At 71.2% G+C, this 26,672-nt stretch carries 28 protein-coding genes; 14 read left to right on the top strand and 14 right to left on the bottom strand.

Annotated features, from left to right (window positions below; genetic code table 11):
- The first annotated feature begins 4 nt into the window (after positions 1–4).
- The 8 genes from EFL26_RS10455 (at position 5) to acs (ending at position 8,978) form a co-directional block, all read left to right on the top strand.
- The gene (locus EFL26_RS10455; protein WP_123222840.1) at positions 5–880 is read left to right on the top strand and encodes a class I SAM-dependent methyltransferase; all 876 of its coding nucleotides are present in this window, start codon (positions 5–7) and stop codon (positions 878–880) included.
- 7 nt (positions 881–887) lie between these two features.
- Positions 888–2,036 (top strand): sensor histidine kinase, encoded by a 1,149-nt coding sequence (locus EFL26_RS10450; RefSeq protein WP_123222839.1) that lies wholly within the window; start codon positions 888–890, stop codon positions 2,034–2,036.
- Positions 2,033–2,788, top strand: coding sequence for a LytR/AlgR family response regulator transcription factor (locus tag EFL26_RS10445; RefSeq protein WP_123222838.1), 756 nt, complete (start codon positions 2,033–2,035; stop codon positions 2,786–2,788). Before EFL26_RS10450 ends, EFL26_RS10445 begins: the two co-directional genes overlap by 4 nt.
- Positions 2,785–3,183 (top strand): hypothetical protein, encoded by a 399-nt coding sequence (locus tag EFL26_RS10440; protein WP_123222837.1) that lies wholly within the window; start codon positions 2,785–2,787, stop codon positions 3,181–3,183. The genes EFL26_RS10445 and EFL26_RS10440 overlap by 4 nt, the downstream gene beginning before the upstream one ends.
- 4 nt (positions 3,184–3,187) lie before the next feature.
- On the top strand, positions 3,188–4,705 hold the full coding sequence (locus EFL26_RS10435) for a sodium/solute symporter (RefSeq protein WP_123222836.1): 1,518 nt from the start codon (positions 3,188–3,190) through the stop codon (positions 4,703–4,705).
- 147 nt (positions 4,706–4,852) lie between these two features.
- Positions 4,853–5,224, top strand: a complete 372-nt coding sequence (locus EFL26_RS10430; RefSeq protein ID WP_123222835.1) for a DUF485 domain-containing protein — start codon at positions 4,853–4,855, stop codon at positions 5,222–5,224.
- Positions 5,221–6,849 carry a solute symporter family protein gene (locus EFL26_RS10425; RefSeq protein ID WP_123222834.1) on the top strand — a complete coding sequence of 543 codons (1,629 nt, stop codon included), beginning with the start codon at positions 5,221–5,223 and terminating at the stop codon, positions 6,847–6,849. Before EFL26_RS10430 ends, EFL26_RS10425 begins: the two co-directional genes overlap by 4 nt.
- A gap of 152 nt (positions 6,850–7,001) precedes the next feature.
- Complete coding sequence (gene acs / locus EFL26_RS10420; RefSeq protein WP_123222833.1) at positions 7,002–8,978, top strand: acetate--CoA ligase; 1,977 nt, start codon at positions 7,002–7,004, stop codon at positions 8,976–8,978.
- Between the two features lie 171 nt (positions 8,979–9,149).
- Here the strand turns inward: acs and EFL26_RS10415 are convergent, their stop codons facing one another.
- Together EFL26_RS10415 and EFL26_RS10410 are read right to left on the bottom strand one after the other, a co-directional pair.
- Complete coding sequence (locus tag EFL26_RS10415; protein WP_123222832.1) at positions 9,150–9,740, bottom strand: RAD23 family protein; 591 nt, start codon at positions 9,738–9,740, stop codon at positions 9,150–9,152.
- An 88-nt stretch (positions 9,741–9,828) separates the two neighbouring features.
- Positions 9,829–10,839 carry a TerC family protein gene (locus EFL26_RS10410; protein WP_123222831.1) on the bottom strand — a complete coding sequence of 337 codons (1,011 nt, stop codon included), beginning with the start codon at positions 10,837–10,839 and terminating at the stop codon, positions 9,829–9,831.
- 345 nt (positions 10,840–11,184) lie between these two features.
- Between EFL26_RS10410 and EFL26_RS10405 the strand changes: the two genes are divergently transcribed.
- Entirely contained in the window at positions 11,185–11,583 is a 399-nt protein-coding gene (locus tag EFL26_RS10405; RefSeq protein WP_123222830.1) for a phage holin family protein, read from the top strand.
- Positions 11,584–11,695: 112 nt separating this feature from the next.
- Here EFL26_RS10405 and EFL26_RS10400 read toward each other — a convergent pair whose 3' ends face one another.
- Genes EFL26_RS10400 through nth form a run of 4 tightly spaced genes read right to left on the bottom strand, consistent with a single transcriptional unit; the run spans position 11,696 to position 14,781 of the window.
- Entirely contained in the window at positions 11,696–12,865 is a 1,170-nt protein-coding gene (locus tag EFL26_RS10400; RefSeq protein WP_123222829.1) for a MarP family serine protease, read from the bottom strand.
- A gap of 43 nt (positions 12,866–12,908) precedes the next feature.
- Complete coding sequence (locus tag EFL26_RS10395; RefSeq protein WP_246000134.1) at positions 12,909–13,577, bottom strand: NUDIX hydrolase; 669 nt, start codon at positions 13,575–13,577, stop codon at positions 12,909–12,911.
- The gene (locus EFL26_RS10390) at positions 13,574–14,059 is read right to left on the bottom strand and encodes a TlpA family protein disulfide reductase (RefSeq protein ID WP_183408140.1); all 486 of its coding nucleotides are present in this window, start codon (positions 14,057–14,059) and stop codon (positions 13,574–13,576) included. Before EFL26_RS10390 ends, EFL26_RS10395 begins: the two co-directional genes overlap by 4 nt.
- Positions 14,056–14,781 carry an endonuclease III gene (nth, locus tag EFL26_RS10385; RefSeq protein WP_246000133.1) on the bottom strand — a complete coding sequence of 242 codons (726 nt, stop codon included), beginning with the start codon at positions 14,779–14,781 and terminating at the stop codon, positions 14,056–14,058. The genes EFL26_RS10390 and nth overlap by 4 nt, the downstream gene beginning before the upstream one ends.
- Positions 14,782–14,971: 190 nt before the next feature.
- Between nth and EFL26_RS10380 the strand changes: the two genes are divergently transcribed.
- Positions 14,972–15,649, top strand: coding sequence for a Crp/Fnr family transcriptional regulator (locus EFL26_RS10380; protein ID WP_123222827.1), 678 nt, complete (start codon positions 14,972–14,974; stop codon positions 15,647–15,649).
- A gap of 74 nt (positions 15,650–15,723) precedes the next feature.
- On the opposite strand, the gene EFL26_RS10375 is transcribed toward EFL26_RS10380, so the two are convergent.
- From EFL26_RS10375 to sp36, 5 genes are all read right to left on the bottom strand, one after another.
- A complete protein-coding gene (locus tag EFL26_RS10375) occupies positions 15,724–16,641 on the bottom strand; it encodes a DUF559 domain-containing protein (protein WP_123222826.1) in 918 nt (305 codons plus the stop codon).
- 208 nt (positions 16,642–16,849) lie between these two features.
- Positions 16,850–17,686 (bottom strand): MBL fold metallo-hydrolase, encoded by an 837-nt coding sequence (locus tag EFL26_RS10370; RefSeq protein WP_342773527.1) that lies wholly within the window; start codon positions 17,684–17,686, stop codon positions 16,850–16,852.
- Positions 17,683–18,564, bottom strand: coding sequence for an NUDIX hydrolase (locus tag EFL26_RS10365; RefSeq protein ID WP_123222825.1), 882 nt, complete (start codon positions 18,562–18,564; stop codon positions 17,683–17,685). Before EFL26_RS10365 ends, EFL26_RS10370 begins: the two co-directional genes overlap by 4 nt.
- A gap of 13 nt (positions 18,565–18,577) precedes the next feature.
- Positions 18,578–19,036, bottom strand: a complete 459-nt coding sequence (locus tag EFL26_RS10360) for a RidA family protein (protein ID WP_123222824.1) — start codon at positions 19,034–19,036, stop codon at positions 18,578–18,580.
- Positions 19,036–19,191, bottom strand: coding sequence for a Sp36 family protein (gene sp36 / locus EFL26_RS10355; protein WP_123222823.1), 156 nt, complete (start codon positions 19,189–19,191; stop codon positions 19,036–19,038). The genes EFL26_RS10360 and sp36 overlap by 1 nt, the downstream gene beginning before the upstream one ends.
- A 78-nt stretch (positions 19,192–19,269) precedes the next feature.
- On the opposite strand from sp36, the gene EFL26_RS24200 reads away from it, so the two are divergent.
- Complete coding sequence (locus tag EFL26_RS24200) at positions 19,270–19,986, top strand: alpha/beta hydrolase (protein ID WP_183408138.1); 717 nt, start codon at positions 19,270–19,272, stop codon at positions 19,984–19,986.
- Between the two features lie 6 nt (positions 19,987–19,992).
- On the opposite strand, the gene EFL26_RS10345 is transcribed toward EFL26_RS24200, so the two are convergent.
- On the bottom strand, positions 19,993–20,631 hold the full coding sequence (locus EFL26_RS10345) for a CoA transferase subunit B (RefSeq protein ID WP_123222822.1): 639 nt from the start codon (positions 20,629–20,631) through the stop codon (positions 19,993–19,995).
- Positions 20,631–21,404 carry a CoA transferase subunit A gene (locus tag EFL26_RS10340; protein WP_123222821.1) on the bottom strand — a complete coding sequence of 258 codons (774 nt, stop codon included), beginning with the start codon at positions 21,402–21,404 and terminating at the stop codon, positions 20,631–20,633. Before EFL26_RS10340 ends, EFL26_RS10345 begins: the two co-directional genes overlap by 1 nt.
- Before the next feature lie 109 nt (positions 21,405–21,513).
- Here EFL26_RS10340 and bagA point away from each other — a divergent pair, with 109 nt between their 5' ends.
- Together bagA and bagB are read left to right on the top strand one after the other, a co-directional pair.
- Complete coding sequence (gene bagA / locus EFL26_RS10335; protein WP_123222820.1) at positions 21,514–22,515, top strand: ATPase BagA; 1,002 nt, start codon at positions 21,514–21,516, stop codon at positions 22,513–22,515.
- A 32-nt stretch (positions 22,516–22,547) separates the two neighbouring features.
- A complete protein-coding gene (bagB, locus tag EFL26_RS10330) occupies positions 22,548–23,744 on the top strand; it encodes an ArsA family ATPase (RefSeq protein ID WP_123222867.1) in 1,197 nt (398 codons plus the stop codon).
- Positions 23,745–23,810: 66 nt separating this feature from the next.
- Here the strand turns inward: bagB and EFL26_RS10325 are convergent, their stop codons facing one another.
- On the bottom strand, positions 23,811–24,107 hold the full coding sequence (locus EFL26_RS10325; RefSeq protein ID WP_123222819.1) for a WhiB family transcriptional regulator: 297 nt from the start codon (positions 24,105–24,107) through the stop codon (positions 23,811–23,813).
- 180 nt (positions 24,108–24,287) lie between these two features.
- On the opposite strand from EFL26_RS10325, the gene EFL26_RS10320 reads away from it, so the two are divergent.
- Entirely contained in the window at positions 24,288–26,666 is a 2,379-nt protein-coding gene (locus tag EFL26_RS10320) for a penicillin-binding protein (protein WP_123222818.1), read from the top strand.
- Positions 26,667–26,672 lie beyond the last annotated feature (6 nt).

Here is a 26,672-nt window from a genome sequence, read left to right as displayed (position 1 = left end):
CACGATGAGCGACGAGATGCGTGAGCACGCCCTCTCCTTCGCCACAGTGGCCGAGGCCTACGATCGTGCGCGTCCCTCGTACCCGCCCGAGGCCGCGGAATGGCTCGTCGGCACCAGCCGGTCGACCGTCGTCGAGCTCGGCGCCGGCACCGGCAAGCTCACCGAGCTGCTGGTCGCCGCCGGTCACGACGTGATCGCGACCGACCCGCTCCCGCAGATGCTCGCCCACCTGCGTGCCCGCGTGCCCCGGGCCCGCGCGGCGGTCGCCACGGCCGAGCACATCCCGGTCGCCTCCCAGTCGGTCGACGTGGTGGTGTGCGCGCAGTCGTTCCACTGGTTCGACCACGCGACCGCCCTCCCGGAGATCGCGCGCGTGCTGCGCCCCGGCGGCGTGCTCGCGCTGGTCTGGAACGCCCGCGACGAGGGCATCCCGTGGGTGCGCAAGCTCGGCGCCATCATCGGCAGCGCCGAGAACGCCACCGACCTGTCCTGGCCCGCCGCGCAGTCGGAGCACTTCGGCCCGGTCGCGCACCAGGAGTTCCGGTTCTGGCAGAGCCTGCGCCGTCCCGAGCTCTTCGACCTGGTCCGCTCCCGCTCGTACGTCGCGCTGCTCGAGGAGCAGGAGCGCGAGGAGCTGCTCGCCCGTGTCGGCGCCCTGTACGACGACTACGGCCGCGGCCCCGACGGCATGCAGCTGCCCTACCTCACCCGGTGCTACCGGGCCGAGGTCCGGCACGTCGTACCTCCCCCGCCGCCGTCGCCGGGCCGGGTGGACTGGGCCGACCTGGTCGACCCCGACTCGACCCAGCCGCTCGTCCGGGTGCCCCACCAGGCCGGTCCGCCGGAGGACTCCGGCACCCTCCTCTTCGACTTCCGGTAGCCGGTTGATGGCACCGCGGCGCTGGCGGCTTCCCGGCCTCGGACGCACGCCCCGGGCCTCGCGGCACCTCGGCACCGAGGCCGACCGGGCGACCTTCCGCACGCTGCACACCGCCGCACTGGCCTCGCCCGCCCTGCGCGAAGGGCTCAACGCCGCGTCCGTCGAGCGCAGCCTGCGGCACCTGCGGGTCCTGCTCGGCACGCCGGCGGTCGCGATCGCCGACACCGAGGGCCTGCTCGGGTACGACGGGCAGGCCGACCACCACGCCGACCAGGCCCGCGCCCTGGCACAGCGGGTCATCCGCGAGGGCGGCACCGCCGTGGCCGGTCGGGCGGAGCTGGCCTGCGAGCACCCCGGTTGTCCGGTCCGGCACGCGATCGCCAGCCCGCTGGTGATCGAGGACCGGGTCGCGGGTGCCCTGGTGGCGCTCGCCGAGGAGCGCTCCGCGGGCCTGCTGCGTGCCACCGAGGAGGTCGCCAACTGGGTCTCCGGGCAGCTCGAGCTCGCCGAGCTCGACCAGTCGCGACACCGGCTGGTGCAGGCGGAGGTGCGTGCGCTGCGCGCACAGATCAGCCCGCACTTCATCTACAACTCCCTGGGCGCGATCGCCTCCTTCGTGCGCACGGATCCCGACCGGGCCCGTGAGCTGCTGCTGGAGTTCGCCGACTTCACTCGCTACTCCTTCCGGCAGCACGGTGAGTTCACGACGCTGGCGGAGGAGCTGCGCTCCGTCGAGCGCTACCTGCTGCTCGAGCAGGCCCGGTTCGGCGACCGGCTCACGGTGACGCTGAAGATCGCTCCGGAGGTGCTCGGCGTACGGGTTCCCTTCCTGTGCCTGCAGCCGCTGGTCGAGAACGCCGTGCGCCACGGCCTGGAGCGACGTGCCGCAGGCGGCACCATCACGATCGAGGCCCGCGATCGGGACCGGGAGTGCGAGATCACCGTCGAGGACGACGGGGAGGGCGAGGACCCCGAGCGGGTTCGTCGGGTGCTGGCCGGCGACCCGAGCTCGGACTCCGTGGGCCTGGCCAACGTCGACGAGCGGCTCCGCAACACGTTCGGGGACGCGTACGGTCTGGTCGTGGAGACCGCACCCGGCGCAGGCACCAAGGTGCTCGTGCGCGTGCCGAAGTACGCGCCCGGGGTGCATCCGTGACCGGCGGGTCCGCGGCCGTCGGCGGGCTCCGGGTGCTCGTGCTCGACGACGAGACCCCCGCCCTCGACGAGCTCGGCTGGCTGTTGCGCCAGGACCCCCGCATCGCCGAGGTCCACGCGACGGACTCCCCGACCGAGGCGCTGCGGATGCTCAAGGAGCGCGAGATCGACGCGGTCTTCCTCGACATCCAGATGCCCGGACTCGACGGGATCGAGCTCGCCTCGGTGCTGGCCCGGTTCAAGAGCCCGCCGGCGGTGGTGTTCGTGACCGCGCACGAGAAGCACGCCGTCGAGGCGTTCGAGCTCGACGCCGTCGACTACGTGCTCAAGCCGGTGCGCCCGGACCGGATCGCCGAGGCGGTGCGCCGGGTGCTCGGCGGGACCCGCACCGACACCACCGTCGACCAGGTGCCGGTCGAGCGCGGCGGGGTGACCCGCTTCGTACCCATCTCGGAGATCCGGTACGTCGAGGCCGAGGGCGACTACGCGCGGCTGCACACCGACGCCGAGAGCCACCTGGTCCGGATCCCCCTCAGCCAGCTCGAGCAGCAGTGGGCCGGCGCCGGGTTCGTGCGGATCCACCGGTCGCTGCTGGTGGCCCTCCCGTACGTCGAGGAGCTGCGGGTCGACGCCGGCCGGTGCAGCGTGGTCATCGGCGGTCGGGGAGGGCAGGTCGAGCTCGCCGTCAGCCGCCGGCACACGCGGCAGCTGCGCGACCTGCTCGTCCGCGACCCGCGGCGCAGCGAGTCATGAGCGACCGGGGCGAGCCGCGGCCGGTCGGCCGGCCGGCCCGGGTCCGGGTCACCAGCCCGCACACCGAGCGTCCCCGGCGCGGCCCCCGGCCCACCGTCGCGTCCGAGATCGATGCGCAGAGCGAGCTCGGCGAGATCTATCTCGCCGCGCTGCTCCGCGCACAGCTGCGGCTCGCGGTGAGCACCGTGTCGGTGCTCGGCCTCACCATCGGCGCCCTCCCGGTCCTGTTCTGGCTCGTTCCCGGCCTCACGTCCCACCACGTGCTCGGGATGCCGGTGTCGTGGGTGGTCCTCGCCTTCGGCTGCTACCCGGTGCTGGTGCTGCTCGCCTGGCGCTACGTGCGCTCGGCCGAGCGCAACGAACGGGAGTTCACGCAGGTGGTCGAGCGCTGGTGACCGCGTGAACATCGCCTACGGCATCGGCGCGGTCGCCGTCGTCACCGTCGCGACGCTGGTGATCGGCACGTGGGGGTTGCGGTTCAGCCGCACCACGTCGGACTTCTTCGTCGCCTCCCGGTCGGTGCGCCCCGGGCTGAACGCGTGGGCGATCAGCGGCGAGTACCTCTCCGGAGCGTCGTTCCTCGGGGTCGCCGGTCTGGTGCTCGCCTACGGCGGCGAGATGCTCTGGTACCCGGTCGGCTGGACCGCCGGCTACCTGGTCCTGCTCGCACTGGTCGCCGCGCCGCTGCGCCGCTCCGGCGCCTACACGCTGCCGGACTTCGCCGAGGCGCGGCTGGACTCCCGCGTGGTCCGCACGCTCTCGTCGGTGCTGGTCGTGGCGATCGGCTGGCTCTACCTGATGCCGCAGTTCCGCGGCGCCGGGGTGGCCCTGCGCTCGGCGACCGGGATGGCGCCGTGGGCCGGTGGCGCGGTCGTGGCAGGCGTCGTCCTCGCGAACGTGCTGGCCGGCGGCATGCGCTCGATCACGTTCGTGCAGGCCTTCCAGTACTGGCTGAAGCTGACCGCACTGCTGGTGCCGCTGATGTTCCTGCTCGTGGTCTGGCTGCACGACGGGGGGACCTCCCCGGCTGCCTCGTCGACGGTCGTCGGCGGTGCCTCGGGGTTCGACTGGGCGAACCCGCTCGACGTGGCGGGCGACCACCCGCTCTACACGACGTACTCCCTGATGGTGGCGACGTTCCTCGGGACGATGGGCCTGCCGCACGTGGTCGTCCGGTACTACACCAACCCCGACGGCCGGGCCGCTCGGCAGACGACCCTGGTCGTGCTGGCCCTGCTGGGCCTCTTCTACGTGCTGCCGCCCGTGTACGGCGCCCTCGGGCGGCTCTACGCCCCGGACCTCGTGTCGCGCGGCGCGACCGACAGCGTGGTCCTCGAGCTGCCGCAGCGGATGGTCGGCGGCGTCGGCGGCGATGTCCTCACCGCACTGCTCACGGGCGGTGCGTTCGCAGCGTTCCTGGCCACGTCCTCCGGTCTCACGGTGGCCGTCGCCGGCGTCATCTCCCAGGACGTGGTGAGCCGTCGATTCGAGGGGGTCACGTCGTTCCGGATCTCCGCGGCGGTCGCCGTCGCCGTCCCGCTCGCGATGGCCCTGGTCGCCCGCGACGTCTCGGTGGCCACGGTCGTCGGCCTCGCGTTCGCGATGGCCGCGGCGACGTTCTGCCCGCTGCTAGTGCTCGGGATCTGGTGGCGCGGGCTGACCGCCGCCGGAGCGTTCGCGGGGCTCGTCCTCGGCGGTGGCCTCACCGGCTTCGCCGTCGTCGACCGGCTCGTCGTCGGCCGCGACAGCGGGTGGTTCGCCGCCCTGGTCGCCCAGCCGGCCGCGTGGGCGGTGCCGGCCAGCGTGCTGACCATGGTGATCGTCTCCCGCCTCACCCGGCATCGCGTGCCCGCCCACGTCGGCCGGTTCATGGTCCGGCTGCACACGCCGGAGGCGGTCCAGCTCGACCGCTCGTGACCGTTCGTCGTACCGAACCGACCGCTCGGCGAATGCCGACCGCCACCGACCGCACCAAGCGGTTCCAGGACTGCCTCCCCTGGGTACGAGGTTCCTAGCGTGACCGCCATCACACGCATGGCTGCCCACACACGGAGGTTGCTGACCATGTCCACACGCTCACCCGTACCGGCGGACCGCCGGGCACACGACCAGGCCGCGCGCCACGACCCGATCTACGACGAGCTCGTCCAGACCGCCGAGTTCAAGGAGGTACGCCGGCGTACCGGCATCTTCACGATCCCGGCGACGGCCGCGTTCCTCGGCTGGTACCTGCTCTTCGTCGTGATGTCGAACTGGGCACACGGCTTCATGAGCCAGAAGGTCTTCGGCCACGTGAACGTCGCGCTGATCTTCGGCCTGCTCCAGTTCGTGTCCACGTTCCTGATCGCCTGGCTCTACGCCCGGCACATGAACAACAACGTCGACGACCTCGCGCACGACCTCGACGTGCGCTACAACGAGGAGAAGACCCGATGAGTGCACACACCCTGTCGGCGGTGCTGTTCATCGTCGTCGTCGCGATCACGATCGCGATCACGTTCTGGGCCAGCCGCGCCACCGCCGGGACCACCGACTACTACGCCGGCGGACGCAGCTTCACCGGCTTCCAGAACGGCATGGCGGTCTCGGGCGACTACATGTCGGCGGCATCGTTCCTGGGCATTTCGGGGCTCATCGCGCTGAACGGCTACGACGGGTTCCTCTACTCGATCGGGTTCCTCGTGGCCTGGCTGGTCGCGCTGCTCCTGGTGGCCGAGCTGCTGAGGAACTCCGGCCGTTACACGATGGCCGACCAGCTGGCGTTCCGGATGCGACAGCGGCCCGTGCGCACCGCGGCGGCCACCTCGACGGTCGTCGTGTCGATCTTCTACCTGCTGGCGCAGATGGTCGGCGCCGGCGCCCTGGTCGCCCTGCTGCTCGACGTGCAGTCCGACTCGTTGAAGGCGCTCACGATCGCCGGCGTCGGCGCGCTGATGATCTTCTACGTGACCGTCGGGGGCATGAAGGGCACCACCTGGATCCAGATCGTCAAGGCGGTGCTGCTGATGAGCGGCACCGTGCTGATCACCGTGCTGGTGCTCGCGAAGTTCAACTTCAACATCTCCGACATGCTGCACACGGCCTCGACGAACACCGGCAAGGGTGAGGCGTTCCTCCAGCCCGGCCTGAAGTACGGCGTGAGCACCACGAGCAAGATCGACTTCCTGTCCCTGGGCCTGGCGCTGGTGCTCGGAACGGCGGGCCTGCCGCACATCCTGATCCGCTTCTACACCGTCCCGTCGGCCAAGGCCGCGCGCAAGTCGGTGCTCTGGGCGATCGGGCTGATCGGCAGCTTCTACCTGATGACGCTGGCGCTCGGGTTCGGCGCCGCAGCGCTGCTCGACACCGGCCCGGGCAGCAAGGTCGCCGCATCGGGCGGCAACCTGGCCTCACCGCTGCTGGCCGAGGAGGTCGGTGGAGGCTCCGGCACCAACGGCGGGGCGATCCTGCTGGCGCTGATCGCGGCGGTTGCGTTCGCCACGATCCTCGCGGTCGTCGCCGGCCTGACCCTCACCTCTGCGTCGTCGGTCGCCCACGACCTCTACGCCACCGTGTTCAAGCGGGGTGCTGCGACGGAGGAGAACGAGGTCAAGGTGGCGCGGATCGCGGCCCTGGTGATCGGCGCCATCGCGATCGCCCTGGCGATCCCGGCGCAGAAGCTGAACATCGCCTTCCTGGTGGCGCTGGCGTTCGCGGTCGCGGCGTCGGCGAACCTGCCGTCGCTGCTCTACAACCTCTTCTGGCGACGGTTCAACACCCGCGGGGCGGTGTGGGCGATCTACGGCGGCCTGATCTCGTCGGTGGGGCTGGTGATCTTCTCGCCGGTCGTCTCCGGCAAGGGCGTCGACCCCACCGGCAAGAACCTGTCGCTGCTGCCGACGAGCATCGACATCTCCTGGTTCCCGCTGGAGAACCCGGGCATCGTCTCGATCCCGCTCGGGTTCCTGCTCGGCTGGCTGGGCACGATCACCTCGAAGGAGCCGGAGACCGAGGACCGGTACACCGAGCTGGAGGTGCGCGCCTTCACCGGAGCCGGCGCCGAGGGGGCCATCCTGCACTGATCGGTCCTGCATGCGGGCCGGGCGCAACCCGGTCGCAACGTCCCACCCTGTTGCATCCTCCCGGCGACCCCTCGTCGCCGGGAGGATGCGCGCCTAGGCTGGCTCGAGAGGAGCCGGCCCCACCCCTGACTCACCCGTTCGAGGAGTGCAACGTGAGCGAGCAAGCCGAGACCCTGGCCAACCTGTCCTACGAGGAGCGCCGGTTCGAACCCCCGGCCGACCTCGCTGCGGACGCGAACCTGAAGGCCGACGCCTACGAGGAGGCCGCCGCCGACCGGCTGGCCTACTGGGAGAAGCAGGCCGACCGGCTCGACTGGGACACCCGCTGGGAGCGGGTGCTGGACTGGGACGACCCGCCGTTCGCGAAGTGGTTCGTGGGCGGCAAGCTGAACGCGGCGTACAACTGCGTCGACCGGCACGTCGAGGCCGGTGCGGGCGACAAGGTCGCGTTCCACTGGGTCGGCGAGCCGGAGGACGACACCCGTGACCTGACCTACGCCCAGCTCAAGGACGAGGTCTGCAAGGCGGCCAACGCTCTGACCGAGCTGGGCGTGCGCACCGGCGACCGGGTGGCGATCTACATGCCGATGATCCCCGAGACCGTGGTCACGATGCTCGCCTGCGCCCGGCTCGGCGCCCCGCACACCGTCGTGTTCGGCGGGTTCTCCGCCGAGGCGCTGGCCAGCCGGATCGAGGACTGCGACGCCCGCGTCGTGGTGACCTCCGACGGCGGCTACCGCCGCGGTGCGCCGTCGGCGCTCAAGCCCGCCGTCGACGAGGCCTGCGCGATCGCGGAGAAGACCGGGCACACCGTGACCAAGGTGCTCGTGGTGCGGCGTACCGGTCAGGACATCGACTGGACCGACGAGCGCGACGTCTGGTGGCACGACGTCGTGGACCCCGCGTCGACCGAGCACCAGTGCGAGTTCTTCGACTCCGAGCACCCGCTGTACGTGATGTACACCTCCGGCACGACCGGCAAGCCGAAGGGCATCCTGCACACCACGGGCGGCTACCTGGTCGGGGCGGCGTACACGCACTGGGGGGTCTTCGACCTCAAGCCGGAGACCGACGTGTTCTGGTGCACCGCCGACATCGGCTGGGTCACCGGCCACTCCTACGTCGTCTACGGTCCGCTGGCCAACCAGGCCACGTCGGTGATGTACGAGGGCACCCCGGACAGCCCGCACAAGGGCCGCTGGTGGGAGATCGTGGAGAAGTACGGCGTGACCATCTTCTACACCGCCCCGACGGCGATCCGCACGTTCATGAAGTGGGGCGACGACATCCCGGCGAAGTTCGACATGTCCAAGCTGCGGGTGCTCGGGTCGGTCGGTGAGCCGATCAACCCGGAGGCCTACGTCTGGTACCGCAAGGCGATCGGCGGCGACCGGACGCCGGTCGTGGACACCTGGTGGCAGACCGAGACCGGGATGATCCTGATCTCCCCGCTGCCCGGCGTGACGGCCGGCAAGCCGGGGTCGGCGATGACCCCGATCCCCGGTGTCGTGGCCGACGTGGTCAACGACGAGGGCCAGTCGGTGCCCGACGGCAGCGGCGGCTACCTCGTGCTCAAGGAGCCGTGGCCGGCGATGCTGCGCACGCTGTGGGGCGACGACCAGCGGTTCAAGGACACCTACTGGTCGCGGTTCCCCGGCATGTACTTCGCCGGCGACGGCGCCAAGAAGGACGAGGACGGCGACATCTGGCTGCTCGGTCGCGTCGACGACGTCATGAACGTCTCCGGGCACCGGCTCTCCACCACGGAGATCGAGTCGGCGCTGGTCTCGCACCCGAAGGTCGCCGAGGCCGCCGTGGTCGGCGCCACCGACCCGATGACCGGCCAGGCGCCGTGCGCGTTCGTCATCCTGCGCGAGTCGGCCGGCGACGGCGGCGAGGACATCGTCGCCGAGCTGCGCAACCACGTGGCCAAGGAGATCGGCGCGATCGCCAAGCCGCGGCAGATCATGGTCGTCGCCGAGCTGCCCAAGACCCGCTCGGGCAAGATCATGCGCCGGCTGCTGCGCGACGTCGCCGAGAAGCGCGAGATCGGCGACGTGACCACGCTGGCCGACAGCACCGTCATGGACCTCATCGGCCAGGGCATGGCCGCCTCCAGCGAGGACTGAGCCCGGCACGCGAGAGGCGCGGGACCCGGACGGGTCCCGCGCCTCTTCGTGCGGCGGATGGCGGCGCTGTCTTCGAGCGTCGTCAGACGTCGTGCCGTCCTTCGGCGGAGCGCAGCGGAGCGGACGTCGAGCGAGGACAACGCCGCCAGGTGCGGCGGATGACGGCGCTCGTCAGCCCTGGCAGAAGACGCCGCCCCAGGGGCCGTGGGACTCCTGGTGCTCGGTGACCTTGCCGTCGACGGTGACCGTGCACCACACCACGGAGGAGTCGGGGCCGACCCGGGTGTAGAGCTGGGCGTAGTCGGGCTTGCCGAAGGCCGTGGTGGAGTGGCGGAACCAGTTCTTGTAGCTGAGGTCCTTGCCCTTGCGGGGCCCGTTGGCCGTGGGGATCCGCCAGCCGACACCGAGGAGCGGGCCGTCGGAACCGGCCTCGATCACGACGCGGTGCGGCGGCAGCCCGAAGGAACCGCCGGAGCCGGCCAGCCCCGGGCCGATGTTGCCCATGCCGGCAGAGGGGAACGCCGCGATCGCCTGCTCGACGGAGGTCGGGGTCGCCGACGGCGCGGCGAGCCCGGTGAGCGCGTGGGTCGGCGACTTCGTCGGGGTGGCCAGGGCACCGGGGCTGCTGGGCAGTCCGAGCGTGGGGTCCTCGGCGGGCTTGGCCGACCCGCCGGACATGCCCCAGACGAGGATCACCAGGCACAGCACCGCCAGCGCGGACAGGCCGGCGGCCTTCTTGGGATTGCGTCGGAACCACTCCATGGTCACGTCAACGACGCAGCCCACCCCCGGTTAGGCGATTTGGCCGGAAAACTCCCGAGTACTGGATCACACCCCGCCCCGCCGGGCCTCAGTGGCCGCGTGGACCGGTGGCCTCGTCGCGTGCAGCGGGGTCCAGCCGGCGCGACGCCACCAGGCTCGCCACGGTGGTGATCGACAGGGTGCCCACGATCACCACCAGCGAGAACCAGGTGGGGATGTCCGGTGCCCAGTCGACGTGCTCGCCGCCGTTGACGAAGGGCAGCTCGTTGCCGTGGAGCGCGTGCAGGATCAGCTTGACCCCGATGAAGCCGAGCAGGACCGACAGCCCGTAGGACAGGTAGACCAGCCGCTCGAGCAGGCCGCCGATCAGGAAGTAGAGCTGGCGCAGGCCCATCAGCGCGAAGATGTTCGCGGTCATCACCAGGTACGGCTCGCTGGTGAGCCCGTAGATCGCCGGGATCGAGTCGAGCGCGAACAGCAGGTCGGTGGTGCCCAGCGCCAGCACCACGATGAACATCGGGGTGATCACCAGCCGGTCGTCGACCCGCAGCAGCATCCGGGTCGCGTGCCAGCTCGAGGTCGCCGGGAGGTGCCGCTCCACCCACTTCACCAGCGCGCTCTCCTCGTACTCGTCCTCATCCTCGGCGCCCTCGCGGGCGAGCTTGATCGCGGTGTACACGAGGAAGAGCCCGAACAGGTAGAACACCCAGCTGAAGTTGTCGATCGCGGCGGCGCCGACCGCGATGAAGACACCGCGCATCACCAGGGCGATCACGATGCCGATCAGCAGGGCGGTCTGCTGGTAGGCCCGGGGGACACCGAACTTGCTCATGATCACCAGGAAGATGAACAGGTTGTCGACCGACAGGGAGTACTCGGTCAGCCACCCGGCGAAGAACTCCGTGCCGTAGCGGTTGCCGGAGAACACGAAGACGCCGACGCCGAAGAGCACGGCCAGGCCGATGAAGCAGGCGAGGGCGATCGACACCTCCCGCCGGCTCGGCTCGTGGGGCCGGCGGCCGATCACGACGACGTCGACGAGCAGCAGGACGGTGGTGATCGAGAGCGTCAGCCACCAGACCAGCGGTGAGACGTGCATGGTGCGTACCTCCGGACGGCTGGACAGGGTCTTCGTCCGGAGGTCTCTTCCGCCCGGTACGACGGCCGTGGTGCGCCGCGTCGTACGGACCGACGGCCCCGGGGCGCCGGTGGTGCGGGCGCCCGTGATGACGATGCCGTCGCGAAGGAATACTCCCCTCCAACAGGTCGATTCTTGCACAGCGCGCCGGCGCCCGGACCGGGCAGGTCGAGTCGCGGTACGGCGCGGCCGCGTACGCCGTGCGGCGTGACGGTAAGGTGCGCAGGGTCGGCCCGGAGAGCACCGAGGGCCGCCTCGAGGGTCGCTGACTCAGGGGTCGTTGACGCACACGAAGGGAACCCGCGCATGGCGCACCGCGAGCCGGCCGACGAGCAGGAGCCGACGATCGGGAAGCTCGTCGTCGATGCCTTCGACGACTTCGGCACCCTCGTCCGGCACATGATCGAGCTGGCCAAGTCCGAGCTCCGGGTGAGCGTGCGGGCCGGCGGCATGGCGATCGTGCTGTTCCTGCTCGCCGGGTTCATCTCGCTGCTCGCGATCATCATGGTCTCGATCGCGATCGCGTTCTTCATCCACATGACCGGCCTGGGCCTGGCCTGGTGCTTCCTGATCGTGTTCGGCGCCTACCTGCTCCTCGCCGCCCTGCTCGGCCTGATCGGCTACCGCAAGATCCGCAAGGTGCGCGCTCCCGAGCGCACGATGGCGGAGGCGCGGGAGATGCGCGCACTCAAGCCCGGGGCCTGAGCGAGCGTCTGCGCGTCACTCACCAGGTTTCGGCACGCTCGGTCCCGACCTCGTTCCTCGGTCGGGCTCGCTGCTCAACCACCTTCGAGCGAGTCCGCTGACGCGTCCTCGCTCACGCACAGTTGCCGCTGGACACCCGGCCCGACGCCTGCAGGCCACGGGCGGCCGCGTCGGAGACCTGGTCGGCGGTCAGCGCGTAGCCGGTCTGCTTGTCGCTGACCGAGGCCGCGAAGATCACGCCGAGGACGTCCCCGGACCGTGAGACCAGCGGGCCGCCCGAGTTGCCGGGCCGGACCAGCCCGCGCAGCGAGAACACCTCGCGGGTGACCGTGCCGCGGCCGTAGATGTCCGGCGAGCGGAGCCGCTGCTCGGCACGGATGCGGGCCGGCTGGGCGTCGAACGGCCCGTCGTTGGGGTAGCCGAGGATCACCGCCGGGTCCTGCGCGGCACCGTCGTGGTTGAAGTGCACGACCGGACCGTTGATGTCCACGTCCAGCACGGCGATGTCGATGTCGGAGTTGTAGTAGACGACGGTCGCGTCCAGGGTGCGGGTGCCGACCCGCACCTGCGGGTTGGTGACGCCGGCGACCACGTGGGCGTTGGTCATCAGCCGGTGCGGGGAGTAGAGGAAGCCGCTGCCCTCGATCCCGTCGCCGCAGCGGTTGTTGCCCCGGATCTTGAAGACGCTCAGCTCGGCCTTCTGGACCTCGGGGTCCTTGACGACGTTGCCGGGCGCCGGGCTGACGTCGACGATCCGCTCCGGTGCGAACGGCTCGAGGTAGCGCGGGAAGAAGCTGGACCCGACCACCCGGTCGAACCCGCGCAGCAGGCCCTGCGCCTCCGCCGGCATCACGTCGTTGACCTCGGTGAGCACCTTGGAGTCGCGCACCATGGGCCCGATGCCCGGGATGCGGGAGCCGCTCACCGCGACGCCGAGCATCCAGGTCACGATCAGCACGGCGACCACGCTGAGCAGTGCTCCGCCGACCGCGTCGAGCGCGCGGACCGGCTGCCAGGTGATCTGGTCGCGCATCCGCGTGCCGGCGTACTGGAGCACGGCCTGGCCGAACGACGCGCAGACGAGTACGACGAACAGGGCGGCCAGCGACACCCACAGGGACGGGCTGGCCTCGCCGAGCAGGTGCGGCGCCAGCCAGATGCCGAGCAGGCCACCGAGCAGCAGGCCGACCGTGGCGAAGGCTCCGGTGATGAAGCCCTGCCAGTACCCCGAGAGGGCGTACGCGACGACGATGAGCACGAGGCACCAGTCGAGGAGGTTCATCGTCACCTTCGGGTCAGCGGTCGGCCGGACAGGTCGGGGCGGGTCAATCCTGACGTATCCCCAGCATGTGTGCGGGCAGCGGGCGGGTGACCGAGGGATCCCACTCCCTGGTCAGCCCGACGTAGTCGAAGAGCCGCGTGATCAGGCCCGCGGTGAACCCCCACAGGATCAGGTCCTTGTCGTCGCCGATCAGGAACCCCGGGCTGGAGTAGCCGGAGGGGTGGGTGACCGTGATCCGGTGCGCCGGGTCGAGCAGCTCCTCGATCGGGACCCGGTATACCGCGTGGACCTCGCGCGGGTCGACCACGCCGACCGGCGACTCCTCCCGCCACCAGGCCACGACCGGCGTGACGGCGAAGTTGCTGGGCGGCAGCCACAGCTCGGGCAGCGTGGCCAGGACGTCGACCCCGGCCGGGTCCAGGCCGACCTCCTCCTGGGCCTCGCGGAGCGCGGCGGCGGTCGGCGACTCGTCGGTCTCGTCCACGGAACCGCCGGGGAAGGACACCTGCCCGGGGTGGGAGCGCATGTCGTGGGCCCGCTCGGTGAGGAGCAGGTCGGGCCCGCGGTCGCCCTCGCCGAACAGCATCAGCACGGCCCCCGGGCGGGCGTCGGAGTCCTCGGGAGGCAGGAACCTGGTGAGGTCGGCGCCGCTGATCGTGCGTGCGGCGTCGCGGATCGTCGCCAGCCACTCGGGGATCTCGTGCTCGCTCACAGGCTCACCCCGAGGTGCTTCTCGACGAGCCGCTCGAGCTGGTCGAGCGAGGTGATCTCGATGTACTCGTGGAAGGCGATCCGGCCCTGGGAGTCGACCAGCAGGAGCTGGGGGAGGAACCGGTTGCGGATCGCCGGCTTGCTGTCGACCACGAGCGGGTAGGTGACACCGGAGCGTTGCGCGAGTGCGCGGGCACGGTCGGCCTGCACGTCCTGCCAGTCGACGCCGAGCACGGAGACCTGAGCGCCGTGGCGCTGGTAGAACGACTCGTAGATCGGCAGCTCGCGCTTGCACGGCTTGCACCACTGCGCCCACAGGTTCACCACGGCGGGCCCGCGCAACGAGCCGAGGTCGACGCCCGGCCCGCCGGTGAGGCTGGCGAGCGTGACGTCGGGCAGCCGGGCGGGCGCCGCCTGCTTCGGCGCGGAGCCACAACCGGTGAGCAGCAGGGCGACCAGGAGCAGCGCCGCGACTCTGCTCACGCGGGCCCCTGCGTCTTCACCAGCTTCGCGGCCAGCTCGGGATCGGTCGGACCCTCGCCGTACGACGGGCACAACCGGGCGACCGGGCACGCGCCGCAGGCCGGCTTCTTGGCGTGGCAGATGCGGCGGCCGTGCCAGATCAGGTGGTGGCTGAGCATCGTCCAGTCACGCTTCGGGAAGAGCGCGCCGACCGCGTGCTCGACATTGACCGGGTCGGTCTCGGTCGTCCAGCCCAGGCGGCGGACCAGGCGCCCGAAGTGCGTGTCGACCGTGATGCCGGGGACGCCGAACCCGTTGCCGAGGACCACGTTGGCGGTCTTGCGGCCCACGCCGGGCAGGGTGACGAGGTCGTCGAGGCGGGGCGGCACCTGGCCGTCGTACCGCTCGACGAGTGCGGCGGACAGCTTCAGCAGGGACTCGGTCTTCGCGCGGAAGAACCCGAGCGGGCCGACGATCCGCTCGAGGTCCTCGCGCGGGGCCGCGGCCATCGCCCTGGCGTCGGGGTACTTCGCGAACAGGGTCGGCCGGACGGCGTTGACGCGGCGGTCGGTGGTCTGGGCGCTCAGCACCGTGACCACGAGGAGCTGGAAGGGGTCGTCGAAGTCCAGCTCGATGGTGGCCTCGGGATAGGTCTCGGCCAGCACCCGGTCGACCTTGCGGGCCCGGCGTACCAGCGCGGTGTCCGGGGGCGCGGCGGGCGTCGCGACGGCGGTCTTGGGCACGAGGAGAAGAGTACGCGGGCGCGCGTGAACGGCCTCCGCCACAGGGCTTGCGGGTCCCCCGGACGGGCGCGAAGGCGGGGTCCCGTGACGTGGAACGCGCCGATGGGCCAGACTGTGACCTGAAACACTGGGGGTTGGCCGGTTCCGGCCGCCCTCATCGTGGATGGCCGCACCATTGGAAGGATTGGCCGTGGACAACGACGTACTGCGTCAGGCCCCGCTGTTCGGCGCCCTCGACGACGAAGCCGCCATGGCTCTGCGCTCGTCGATGACGGAGGCGCGGCTTCGTCGCGGTGAGGTGCTCTTCCACGAAGGGGACTCCGGCGACAAGCTCTACCTGGTGACCGACGGCAAGGTGAAGCTGGGGCGCACCTCCTCCGACGGCCGGGAGAACCTCCTCGCGATCCTCGGCCCGGGCCAGATGTTCGGCGAGCTGTCGCTCTTCGACCCCGGCCCGCGCTCCGCGACGGTGACCGCGGTGACCGAGACCACCCTGCTCTCCCTGGCTCACGACGACCTGATGCGCTGGCTCGAGGGCCGCCCCGCGGTGGCGCTCGGCCTGCTCTCGCAGATCGCCGGCCGGCTGCGCAAGGCCAACGACGTCAACGCCGACCTGGTCTTCTCCGACGTGCCCGGCCGCGTCGCCAAGGCGCTGCTCGACCTCGCCGACCGCTTCGGCCGCACCGCCGACGACGGCGTGCACGTGCACCACGACCTCACCCAGGAGGAGCTCGCCCAGCTGGTCGGCGCCTCCCGCGAGACCGTGAACAAGGCCCTCGCCGACTTCGCCTCCCGCGGCTGGCTCCGCCTCGAGCCCCGCTCCGTCGTGATCATGGACGTCGAACGGATGAAGCGCCGCGCTCGTTGAGTTGGGGGTTCGTGCCCGTCGAGCTGGGGGTTCGTTCCTGTTGAGTTGGGACTTCGTTGCCGGGAGGGCTCCGCTCACCAGCGCCGATTCGTGTACGTCGGCCGGAGGGCTCGCCGCAGCTCGCGCAGCCAGCGGTCGCAGCTTCCGCCGGTGAAGTCGCCCTTGCGCACGACGATCACGGTCCAGCCGTGTGCTTCGAGCCAGGCGCGGCGTTCGCGGTCGTGCCGTCTCTGTGCCTCGGTGCGGTCGTGGAAGTCCTCGCCGTCGTACTCGACCGCGACCCGATGCCGCGGATAGGCATGATCTAGCCGGTAGGTCGGGACGCCGTCGACCTCGATCCAGTACTGGAGCTCGGGCGCAGGCAGTCCGGCATCGAGGATCTCCAGCCGCGTCCACGACTCCCGGTGCGACTCCGCCCGGCCGTCGGCGAGCGGGATCAGCCTGCGCAGCTGCACCACCCCGCGCCTCCGGAAATAGCGCTGCGCAGTGCGGGCCATCTCCTCCCGAGTGAGCTCGTGCAACCGCACGAACTGATCGAGCGCGGCGAGCGCATCCCGACGGCGTAGGTTGCATCCCAGGTCGAGCGCGGTCCGGAGTGGGGTGGTGACGGACAGACCGTGCACCGTCATGACGTCCTGGGGAGCAAGATCCCGGGTGCCGCCGTCCACACCGAGGCGGTCGCTGGGTGCGCGGAAGCGCGGCACACACGTCTCTACCGGGGGAAGCAGCTCGTGCTCGGTGTGGGTGAGGACGTCGACACCATGGATCCAGGCAGCCGTGCGATCACGCACGACGGAGCCAGGAGCCACCACCAGGGACGCGCACGTCGCTCGCAGCTCGAGCGTGTCGTCCAGGTCCGCAGGCACGTAGACGCCGCGGAGCACCCGGCGGAGGACGCCCACCTGCTCAGCCGCCACGAGTCGTTTGCGCGGGATCCCCCGAGCTTGGGCGTGGCGGGTCGTGAAGGGTCGCTGCGGGAACGTGGGCACCATTCGGGCAGGTTCGACCGGGCCTCCAGGTGAGGCCATGCGTGGCTTCATTGCGGTGGACGCTGGGCGTGGTACGGGGCCTGTGGAGGCGTACCGGCCGGATCAGGGACCGTGTTCTACGGGGTCACCGGGAACGAACTCGCCACTGGTGCGGCACAAATCCCCCACTCGACGGAACCAAGGCCCAACTCGACGGGGACGAACCCCCAACTCAACGAGCTTGGAGGTAGGCCAGCTGGGCGCGGACGGAGAGCTCGGCGGCGCCCCAGAGGACGGGGTCGACGTCGGTGTAGACGATCTCGACGACGCGGCGGGGGAGCTCGTCGACGGAGATGCCCTCGGGGTGGGGGGCGGACTCGAGCTGGGCGAGGGCGGCGCGGACCTGGTCGAGGCGCTCGTGGCGGTGGGCGATGTAGTAGTCGAGGGCGCCGAGGGCCTGGTCGATCGCCGGTCCGTGGCCCGGCCAGATCCGCTCGACCTCGTGGCGCTCGGCGAGGGCGTGCAGCCGGTCGAGGGAGTCCAGGTAGGCGCCCAGCTGGCCGTCGGGGTGGGCCACCACCGTGGTGCCGCGGCCGAGCACCGTGTCGCCGGTGAGCACGGCCTGCTCGGCAGGCAGCAGGAAGGACAGCGAGTCGGCGGTGTGCCCGGGGGTGCCGACCACCCGGATCTCCAGCCCGTCGACCTCGACGACGTCGCCGTCGCCGAGCCCCTCCTCCCCCAGCCGGTACGCCGGGTCGAGCGCCCGGACCCCGCAACCCATCCGCTTGGCGAACCCGCGGGCCGACTCGGAGTGGTCGACGTGGTGGTGGGTCAGCAGCACCACCCCGACCGACCCGGCCCCCAGCTCCTCGGAGGCAGCCTCGACCGCCGCGAGGTGGCCGGGGTCGGGCGGACCGGGGTCGATCACGACGGACCGGCGCGCACCCGGCTCGTGGAGCACCCAGGTGTTGGTGCCGTCGAGCGTCATGATGTTCGCGTTCGGCGCGAGCACGCACCGGGCGCGCTCGCCGAAGGACCCGCCCGCCCACCCGGACGACGCCGGGCTCACGACCGGGAGCCCCAGGTCGCGTTCCTCGCGCGCGCCTCGAGCAGCCCGTCGGCGTGCGGCGGCCGGCTGAGCGTGAAGCCCTCGCCGTCCTCGACCACCGCGGGGCAGAACATCTCGACGGTGCGGTCGGCCGCCGCGTCGATCACGGCCTGCGGGTCGGCGTACTGGGCGACCTCGAGGCTGGTGATGTAGGTCGGCGGGAGCATCAGGATCTCGCGCGCCTCGGCCTGCTCGAGCGCGCGCAGCACCGGCAGCCAGACCACGTGGTCGGACTCCGTGGACACGTCGCGGGTGCGCTGGCCCTCGGGCAGCTCGGCGACGAAGAACCAGGTGCGGTAGCGCTTCGGCTCGAAGACCGGGGTGAGCCAGCCGGACCACGCGCCGAGGAGGTCGGTGCGCAGCACCAGGCCGCGCCGGTCCAGGAACTCGGTCAGCGCCAGCTCGCGCTTCTCCAGCGCGACCCGGTCGGCCTCCCAGTCGTCGGCCGTGGTGTCGGCGACCACCGAGTCCGCGGACTCCCCGGCCAGCAGCACTCCCGACTCCTCGAACGTCTCCCGCACGGCCGCGCAGACCAGCGCGCGGGCCTTGGCCTCGTCCACGCCGAGGCGCGCCGCCCACGCGGCGGGCGAAGGTCCGGCCCAGGCCACGGTGTGGTCGAAGTCGCGCCGGTCGACGCCGCCACCCGGGAACACGCACATCCCGCCGGCGAACTCCATCGAGACGTGGCGGCGGAGCAGGTAGACCTCGGGTCCGTCGGCGCCGCGTCGCAGAAGCACGACCGTGGCCGCGTCACGCGGCTCGGCCGGCTCCTTCGTGCCGTCGGCGAACGCGGCCGCCTGCTCGGCGAACTCCGCCGGCAGGTGCACCAGGCCGGCCATCAGCGACCGCCCATCAGATCTCGACGACCAGCTCGACCTCGACCGGCGCGTCCAGCGGCAGCACGGGTACGCCGACCGCGGACCGGGCGTGCCGACCGGCGTCGCCGAACACCTCGCCGAGCAGCTCGGAGACGCCGTTCGCCACCAGCGGCTGTCCGGTGAAGTCGGGGGTCGAGGCGACGTACGCGACCACCTTGACGACGCGCTTGATCGCGGACAGCTCACCGATCTCGGCACGGATGGCGGCGAGCGCGTTCAGCCCGCACTGCCGGGCGCACGCGACGGCCTCCTCCTGGGTGACCTCTCCGCCGACCTTGCCGGTGGCCATCAGCTGGCCCGACTGCATCGGCAGCTGGCCGGAGGTGAAGACGTGGTTGCCGCTGCGCACCGCCGGGATGTACGCCGCGACGGGGGCCGCGACCTCCGGGACGGACAGACCGAGCTCGGCCAGGCGCTCCTCGGGGGTGCTCATCAGGCGACCGGGCGCTTGAAGTAGGCGACGAGGTTCTCCGGGTTCATGCCGGGGACGACCTGCACCAGCTCCCAGCCGTCGGCGCCGAAGTTGTCGAGGATCTGCTTCGTGGCGTGCACCAGCACGGGGGCGGTCATGTACTCCCATTTCGTCATGCCGCGACTCTAGTGCGCGACCGATCGGGCGGGACACGCCCACCGGAGCGTCCTTCGCGCGCTCAGTACTGTCGGCACATGGCCGTGCCGACCGACCTGCCCGACGTCGTCCTCCGCTACGACGACCACGACGACGCCGTGCTCGACCTGCACGTGCCGGAGACGGGCAACGGCATCACCGTGCTCCTGCTGCACGGGGGGTTCTGGAAGACCGCCTACGACCGCACCCACACCCGCGAGATGGCGGTCGCGCTCGCCCGGGAGGGCTTCCTGGTGGCGACCCCGGAGTACCGCCGCGTCGGGCCCGGCAGCGCGGGCGGCTGGCCGCTCACCGGAGCCGACGTGCTCCGGGCCGCGACGCGCCTGCCGGAGCTGCTCGAGGGCGTGGGGCTCTCGACGGGCACCCTGCGGGTGACCGGCCACTCGGCCGGCGGCCACCTCGCCCTCTGGCTGGCGACCCAGGACGTGCCGGCCGACCGCGTGGTCGCGCTGGCTCCGGTGTGCGACCTGCGTGAGGCGATCCGACTGGGCCTCGGCAGCGACGCGGCCCGCGCGTTCCTCGGCGAGATCGACCCGGACACCGCCGACCCGATGGTGCTGCTCGGCGCCCGGCCCCGAGCCGAGATCCGGGTCGTGCACGGCGTGGACGACGACGTCGTACCGGTCGACCTCGCCCGCCGGCTCGTGGCCCGGCATCCCTGGGTCGTCCTCGAGGAGGTGCCGGGCGGCCACTTCGAGCCGATCGAGCCGGGTTCGGTCGCCTGGCCCACGGTGCTCGACGCGCTCGCCGGCTGACGCTTCTCAGACCAGGTCCGGCTCGGTCTTCTGCCGCACCTCGTCCTCGGTGACGTCCGGGGCCAGCTCCACGAGCGCCAGGCCGGCGGGCGTGACGTCGATGACGCAGAGGTCGGTGATGATCCGCTGGACGACGGCGCGGCCGGTGTAGGGCAGCGAGCACTCGTTGACGATCTTGTACGAGCCGTCGCGGGCGACGTGCTCCATCAGCACGATCACTCGTTTGGCGCCGTGGACGAGGTCCATGGCACCGCCCATGCCCTTGACCATCTTCCCGGGGATCATCCAGTTGGCGATGTCACCGGTCGCGGAGACCTGCATCGCCCCGAGGATCGCGGCGTCGATCTTGCCGCCGCGGATCATCCCGAAGCTGGTCGCGGAGTCGAAGAAGGACGCGCCACGGCGCACCGTGACGGTCTCCTTGCCGGCGTTGATCAAGTCGGGGTCCTCCTCCCCGGCGTACGGGTACGGGCCGACCCCGAGGATCCCGTTCTCCGACTGCAGCACCAGCTCGACGTCGTCGGCGACGTAGTTCGGCACCAACGTCGGGAGCCCGATGCCGAGGTTCACGTAGGACCCGTCGGTCAGCTCCGAGGCGGCGCGGGCAGCCATGCCCTCTCGTGTCCACCCCTTGTTCTGGGCCATCAGGCGCGCTCCCTCACCGTGTGCTTCTCGATCCGCTTCTCGGCGGCCTGCTCGGGCGTCAGGGCCACCACGCGCTGCACGAACACCCCCGGAGTGTGTACGTCGTTGGGGTCGATCTCGCCGGGCTCGACGAGGTGCTCGACCTCGGCGATGGTGAGCCGGCCGCACATCGCTGCCAGCGGGTTGAAGTTGCGGGCCGAGTCGCGGTACACGAGGTTGCCGTGCCGGTCGCCCTTCCAGGCCCGCACGAGTCCGAAGTCAGCGACGATAGCCTCCTCGAGGACGTACTCCCGGCGGTCGTCGCCCTCGCCGAACAGCCTGGTCTCCTTGGGCGGGCTCGCGACGACCACGTTGCCGGCGTCGTCGTACCGCCAGGGCAGACCGCCCTCCGCAACCTGGGTGCCGCCGCCGGTCGCGGTGAAGAACGCGGCGATCCCCGAGCCGCCGGCCCGCATCCGCTCGGCCAACGTGCCCTGCGGGGTCAGCTCGACCTCGAGCTCGCCGTGGAGGTACTGGCGGGCGAACTCGCGGTTCTCCCCGACGTAGGAAGAGATCATCCTGCGCAGCCGCTTGGCCATCAGGAGCTTGCCCAGCCCCCATTCGTCGACGCCGCAGTTGTTCGACACCGCCTGGAGATCGGTCGCCCCGGTCTCCAGGAGCGCGTCGATCAGCACCGACGGGATCCCGCAGAGCCCGAACCCACCGACCGCGATCGTCGACCCGCTCGTGATGTCGGCCACCGCCTCGGCCGCGCTCGCGACGACCTTGTCCACGCTCTGCCACCTCCCGGTCGCCCGGCGGGACCGGGCCTGCCGTGATCCTAGTCACGAGGCCGTTCGGAGAACTGCCCGAGGCGAGGACTCACGTTCTAGGCTGCCCTGCATGGCCCCGGCGAGCTCCGACTTCCCCGAGGTGCAGCTGCACGTCGTCACCGGCAAGGGTGGCACCGGGAAGTCCACGGTCGCCGCCGGTCTGGCGCTGGCGCACGCGTCCCGCGGCAAGACCGTGCTGCTCTGCGAGGTCGAGGGGCGGCAGGGCATCGCGCAGATGTTCGACGTGTCCCCGCTGCCCTACGAGGAGCGGCTCCTGGCCAAGGCCACCGAGCACGGCGCGGGCGACGTCTACGCGCTCGCGGTCGACGCCGAGGCGGCCCTGCTGGAGTACCTCTCCATGTACTACCGGCTCGGCCGCGCCGGCAAGGCGCTCGACCGGTTCGGCGTGATCGACTTCGCGACGACCATCGCTCCCGGCGTGCGCGACGTGCTCCTGACCGGCAAGGTCTACGAGGCCGCGCAGCGCAACTCCCGCAACAAGGGCGCCCGCCAGTACGACGCGATCGTGCTCGACGCGCCACCCACCGGCCGGATCGCGCAGTTCCTCAACGTGAACAGCGAGCTGGCCGGCCTCGCCCGGATGGGTCCGATCAAGGCGCAGGCAGACACGGTGATGACGCTGCTGCGGTCGCCGCGCACGGCGGTGCACCTGGTGACCGTGCTCGAGGAGATGCCCGTGCAGGAGACGATCGACGGGGTCCGGGAGCTGCGCGAGGCCGGCCTTCCGGTCGGCGGCGTCGTGGTCAACCTGGTCCGGCCCCAGGACCTCGACGCCGAGGCCCGGGCGGCGCTGCTCGAGGGCACGGTCGACGAGTCCGCCCTGGCCAAGGCGCTGGCGTCCGCCGGCATCGACGCCGACAAGGCGCTGGTGCACAGCCTGGTCGCCGAGGGCCGCGACCACGCCGAGCGCCGTCAGCTCGAGGACAGCCAGCGGGCCCTGGTCGAGAAGATCGGCGTCCCGACGTACGAGCTGGCCAAGCTGGCCGGCGGCGTCGACCTGGGCGGCCTCTACGAGCTGGCCGAGTCGCTCTGCGCGCAGGGGCTGGCCTGATGCCCACCCGGTCGAACCCCCGCGTCGGTCCGATGACCGCCTCCCACGAGCCGACCCGGCTGCTCGACGTCGACGCCCTGCTCGACGACCCGAAGCGGCGGATCATCGTCTGCTGCGGGTCGGGCGGCGTCGGCAAGACCACGACCGCGGCGTCGCTGGCGCTGCGTGCCGCCGAGCGCGGCCGCAAGGTGGTCGTGCTCACCATCGACCCGGCCCGGCGGCTCGCGCAGTCGATGGGCATCGAGGCGCTCGACAACACCCCGCGGCCGGTGCCGGGGGTTTCGGCAGGCTCAACCACCAGCGGCGGCGGCTCAACCACCGGCGGAGGCGCCGGTTCCCTCGACGCGATGATGCTCGACATGAAGCGCACCTTCGACGAGGTGGTCGAGAGCCAGGCCAGCCCCGAGAAGGCCAGGCAGATCCTCAACAACCCCTTCTACATCGCCGTCTCGAGCTCGTTCGCGGGCACGCAGGAGTACATGGCGATGGAGAAGCTCGGGCAGCTCGACAAGGACGCCCGCGCCTCGGGTCGCTGGGACCTCATCGTCGTCGACACGCCGCCCTCGCGCAGCGCGCTGGACTTCCTCGACGCGCCCGAGCGGCTCTCCAGCTTCCTCGACGGCAAGTTCATGCGCCTGCTGCTCGCGCCCGCCCGCGGTCCGGCACGGCTGATGACCGCCGGGTTCAACATGGTGACCAAGGCGGTCACCACGATCATCGGCGGCCAGGTGCTCAGCGACATGCAGGCGTTCGTCTCCGCCTTCGACACGCTGTTCGGCGGGTTCCGGCAGCGGGCGCAGCGGACCTTCGAGCTGCTCCAGGCCGACGGTACGTCGTTCCTCGTCGTCGCCGCCCCCGAGCCGGACGCCCTGCGGGAGGCGGCGTACTTCGTCGAGCGGCTGAGCGCGGAGAACATGCCGCTCGCCGGGCTGGTGGTCAACCGGGCGAGCGTCGATCCGGAGGTGGAGCTGTCCGAGGCCGCGGCGATGTCGGGCTACGAGAAGCTGCGCGACTCCTCCGACGACGCGAGCCGGATGGCCGCGGGGCTGCTCCGGCTGCACGCCGACCGCAAGCTTCTCGTCGAGCGCGAGACCCGGTTGCGGAGTCGGTTCGCGACGGCGCACCCCCACGTCGCCACCGTGGTGCTGCCGGCCCTGCCGACCGACGTCCACGACCTCGACGGCCTGCGCCGGATCGGCGCGCTGCTCGGCGGCGACGACGCGGCGTGAACCGGCGTACCCGGGACCGGGCGCACGACGGCGCGCACGACCGGCGCGCCTACCGGAAAGGGCAGGTCAGGCGGTGACGGAGGAGGTGCCGAGGTGGGCTTCCTTCGCGGCGGCCAGGAGGGCACGCCACGAGGTCACGTTCGGGCGCTTGCGGAGGACGGCCCGGCGCTCGCGCTCGGTCATGCCTCCCCAGACCCCCCACTCGATCCGGTTGTCCAGCGCCTCGGCAAGGCACTCGGCGCGCACCGGGCAACCGGCGCAGACGACCTTGGCCTTGTGCTGCTCGGCACCCCGCACGAACAGCTCGTCGGGCCGAGACTGCTTGCACGTGGCTGCTGCTGCCCACTCTTCGTTCCAGCTCATGGAAACCCCCAACTTCAAAGCAGTGGGCCGGTCCTCTAGACCAGCTCCCCCCACATACAAGAACTTAAGGTTCTGAACCGTCTCGGAAACAGGGCCGTCCGTACCAATTCAGATGGTTCGAAAGGACTACCCCGCTGGTCCCATCGGGTAGTCCAGAGGTCCCGACCTAGAATCGCTGGCATGCCGAGACCGCGCGCGAAATCCCTGACCTACGGCTCCGTGACCTCGCAGGTCGTCGTGCTGGTCGCGCTCTCCGCCGTCATGGGCGTGCTGGTCGCCGGGCTGGTGATCCCGTTCGCCGGGGCACTCGGCTTCGGCACCAAGGCGGTCTCGAAGTCCATGAAGAACTTCCCGATCAAGGTCGCTCCCGAACCGCTCGCCCAGCGGACCCGGCTGCTCGACGCGCACGGCCACCTGATCGCCACCTTCTACGACCAGAACCGCGTGTACGTGCCCCTGGACAAGATCGCGCCGATCATGCGCAAGGCCGTCGTCGACATCGAGGACGCGCGCTTCTACCAGCACGGTGCGCTCGACGTGAAGGGCACCATCCGCGCGTTCCTGAAGAACCAGGCCAGCTCCGGCGTGACGCAGGGCGGGTCGTCGATCACCCAGCAGCTGGCCAAGATGACCCAGCTCAACCAGGCCAAGAACAAGAAGGAGCAGGAGGCGGCGACCGCCGACACCTACAAGCGCAAGCTCCAGGAGCTGCGGCTCGCGGTGGCCTTCGAGAAGAACTACTCCAAGGACTGGATCCTCGAGCGCTACCTCAACATCGCCTACTTCGGCGACGGCACCTACGGCATCCAGTCCGCGTCCCGGCACTACTTCAGCAAGGACGCCAGCGAGCTGACCACGGCCGAGGCCGCGCTGCTGGGAGGGCTGGTCAAGAACCCGGTCGGCTACGACCCCACGACGTTCCCGGACCGCGCGCTCTCCCGCCGCAACACGGTGCTCAACCGGATGGCGGCCGCCGGTGACATCAGCCAGGCGGAGGCCGACCAGCTGGCCGCCACCGACCTCGGCCTCAAGGTCAGTCCGTCCCGCAACGGCTGCCTGGGCTCCAAGGCCGCGTTCTTCTGCGACTACGTGCGGCGCTACCTGCTCGCCGACCCGTCCCTGGGCAAGACCGTGCAGGACCGGCAGACGCTGCTGAACTCCGGCGGCCTCACCATCAAGACCACGCTGGACCTGCGCTTCCAGGAGGCGGCCGACCGCGCGACCGCTGCGCACGTGAAGCCCACGGACCAGGCGATCGGCGCCCTGGCGATGGTCGAGCCGGGCACGGGTGACGTGCGCGCGATCAGCCAGTCGCGACCGATGGGGCGCAAGAAGAAGAAGGGCGAGACCTTCCTCAACTACGTCGTGGACAGCAAGTACGGCGACTCCAACGGCTTCCAGGCCGGGTCGACCTTCAAGCTCTTCACGCTCGCTGCCGCGCTCGAGCAGGGGCTGCCGACGAGCACCCGGTTCAACTCGCCGCAGACCATGCACATCCCGCAGAACGAGTACCAGACCTGCGACGGCCCCTACCCCAACACCGCGCCCTGGGACGTCAACAACTCCACCGGCACGGGCAACTTCGACATGTACAAGGGCATGCAGCAGTCGGTGAACACCTACTTCGCCCAGCTCGAGAAGAAGACCGGCCTGTGCAAGCCGTTCCAGCTGGCCAAGGCGATGGGCGTGGACCTCGGCAGCCCCGCCACCGAGATGGTCCCGAGCTTCACCCTCGGCGTCGCCGACGTCAGCCCGCTGGAGATGGCCGGCGCGTACGCCACCGTCGCCGCGCGTGGACTGCACTGCGACAACCGACCGGTGACCCGGATCCTGAACGCCGACGGCCGGGTGTTCAAGACCTACGCCAAGAAGTGCCAGCAGGTGATGCAGCAGAACACCGCCGACACCATCAACGACATCCTCAAGGGCGTGATGGCCCCCGGCGGGTTCGGCGCCGGACTGGTGCTCGACAAGCCGTCGGCCGGCAAGACCGGCACCCGGTCGGAGAACAAGGCCGTGTGGTTCGACGGCTACACCCCCGCGCTCGCGACGGCCTCGATGATCGCCGGCGCGAACCAGGACGGGCAGCCGATCACGCTGAACGGGCAGACCGTGGGCGGCGCCTACATCGCCACGGCGCACGGCTCCACGACCGCCGGGCCGATGTGGGCCGACGCGATGCGCGCGATCCAGGACCTCCTGCCCGACCTCAACTTCGTGACGCCGATCAAGATCCAGTCCTCGCCGAACCTCACGGTGGTCCCGAACGTCGTCGGCATGACCCCTCAGGACGCCCAGAAGACCCTGCAGGACGCCGGCTTCACCGTGACCACGGTCGGACAGGCGTACTCCGACGTACCGGTCGGGCTGGTCGCGCAGACCAGCCCCGCCGGCGGGTCCACGACGTACGCCGGCTCGACGATCTCGCTCTACACCTCGGCAGGCCCCGCCCCGGTCGCCCCGCCGGCGACGCAGACCCCGCCGGGCGGCACGACGCAGCCGTCACCCGGCCCGGGCAACGGGAACGGCAACGGGCACGGGCCCGGTCCTGGTCACTGACCGGTC

This window comes from Nocardioides pocheonensis (assembly GCF_003725535.1).
GTDB classification, from domain to species: domain Bacteria; phylum Actinomycetota; class Actinomycetes; order Propionibacteriales; family Nocardioidaceae; genus Marmoricola; species Marmoricola pocheonensis.
Note: the sequence above shows the minus strand (reverse complement) of the source record. Positions and strands in the feature narration are given on the sequence as shown.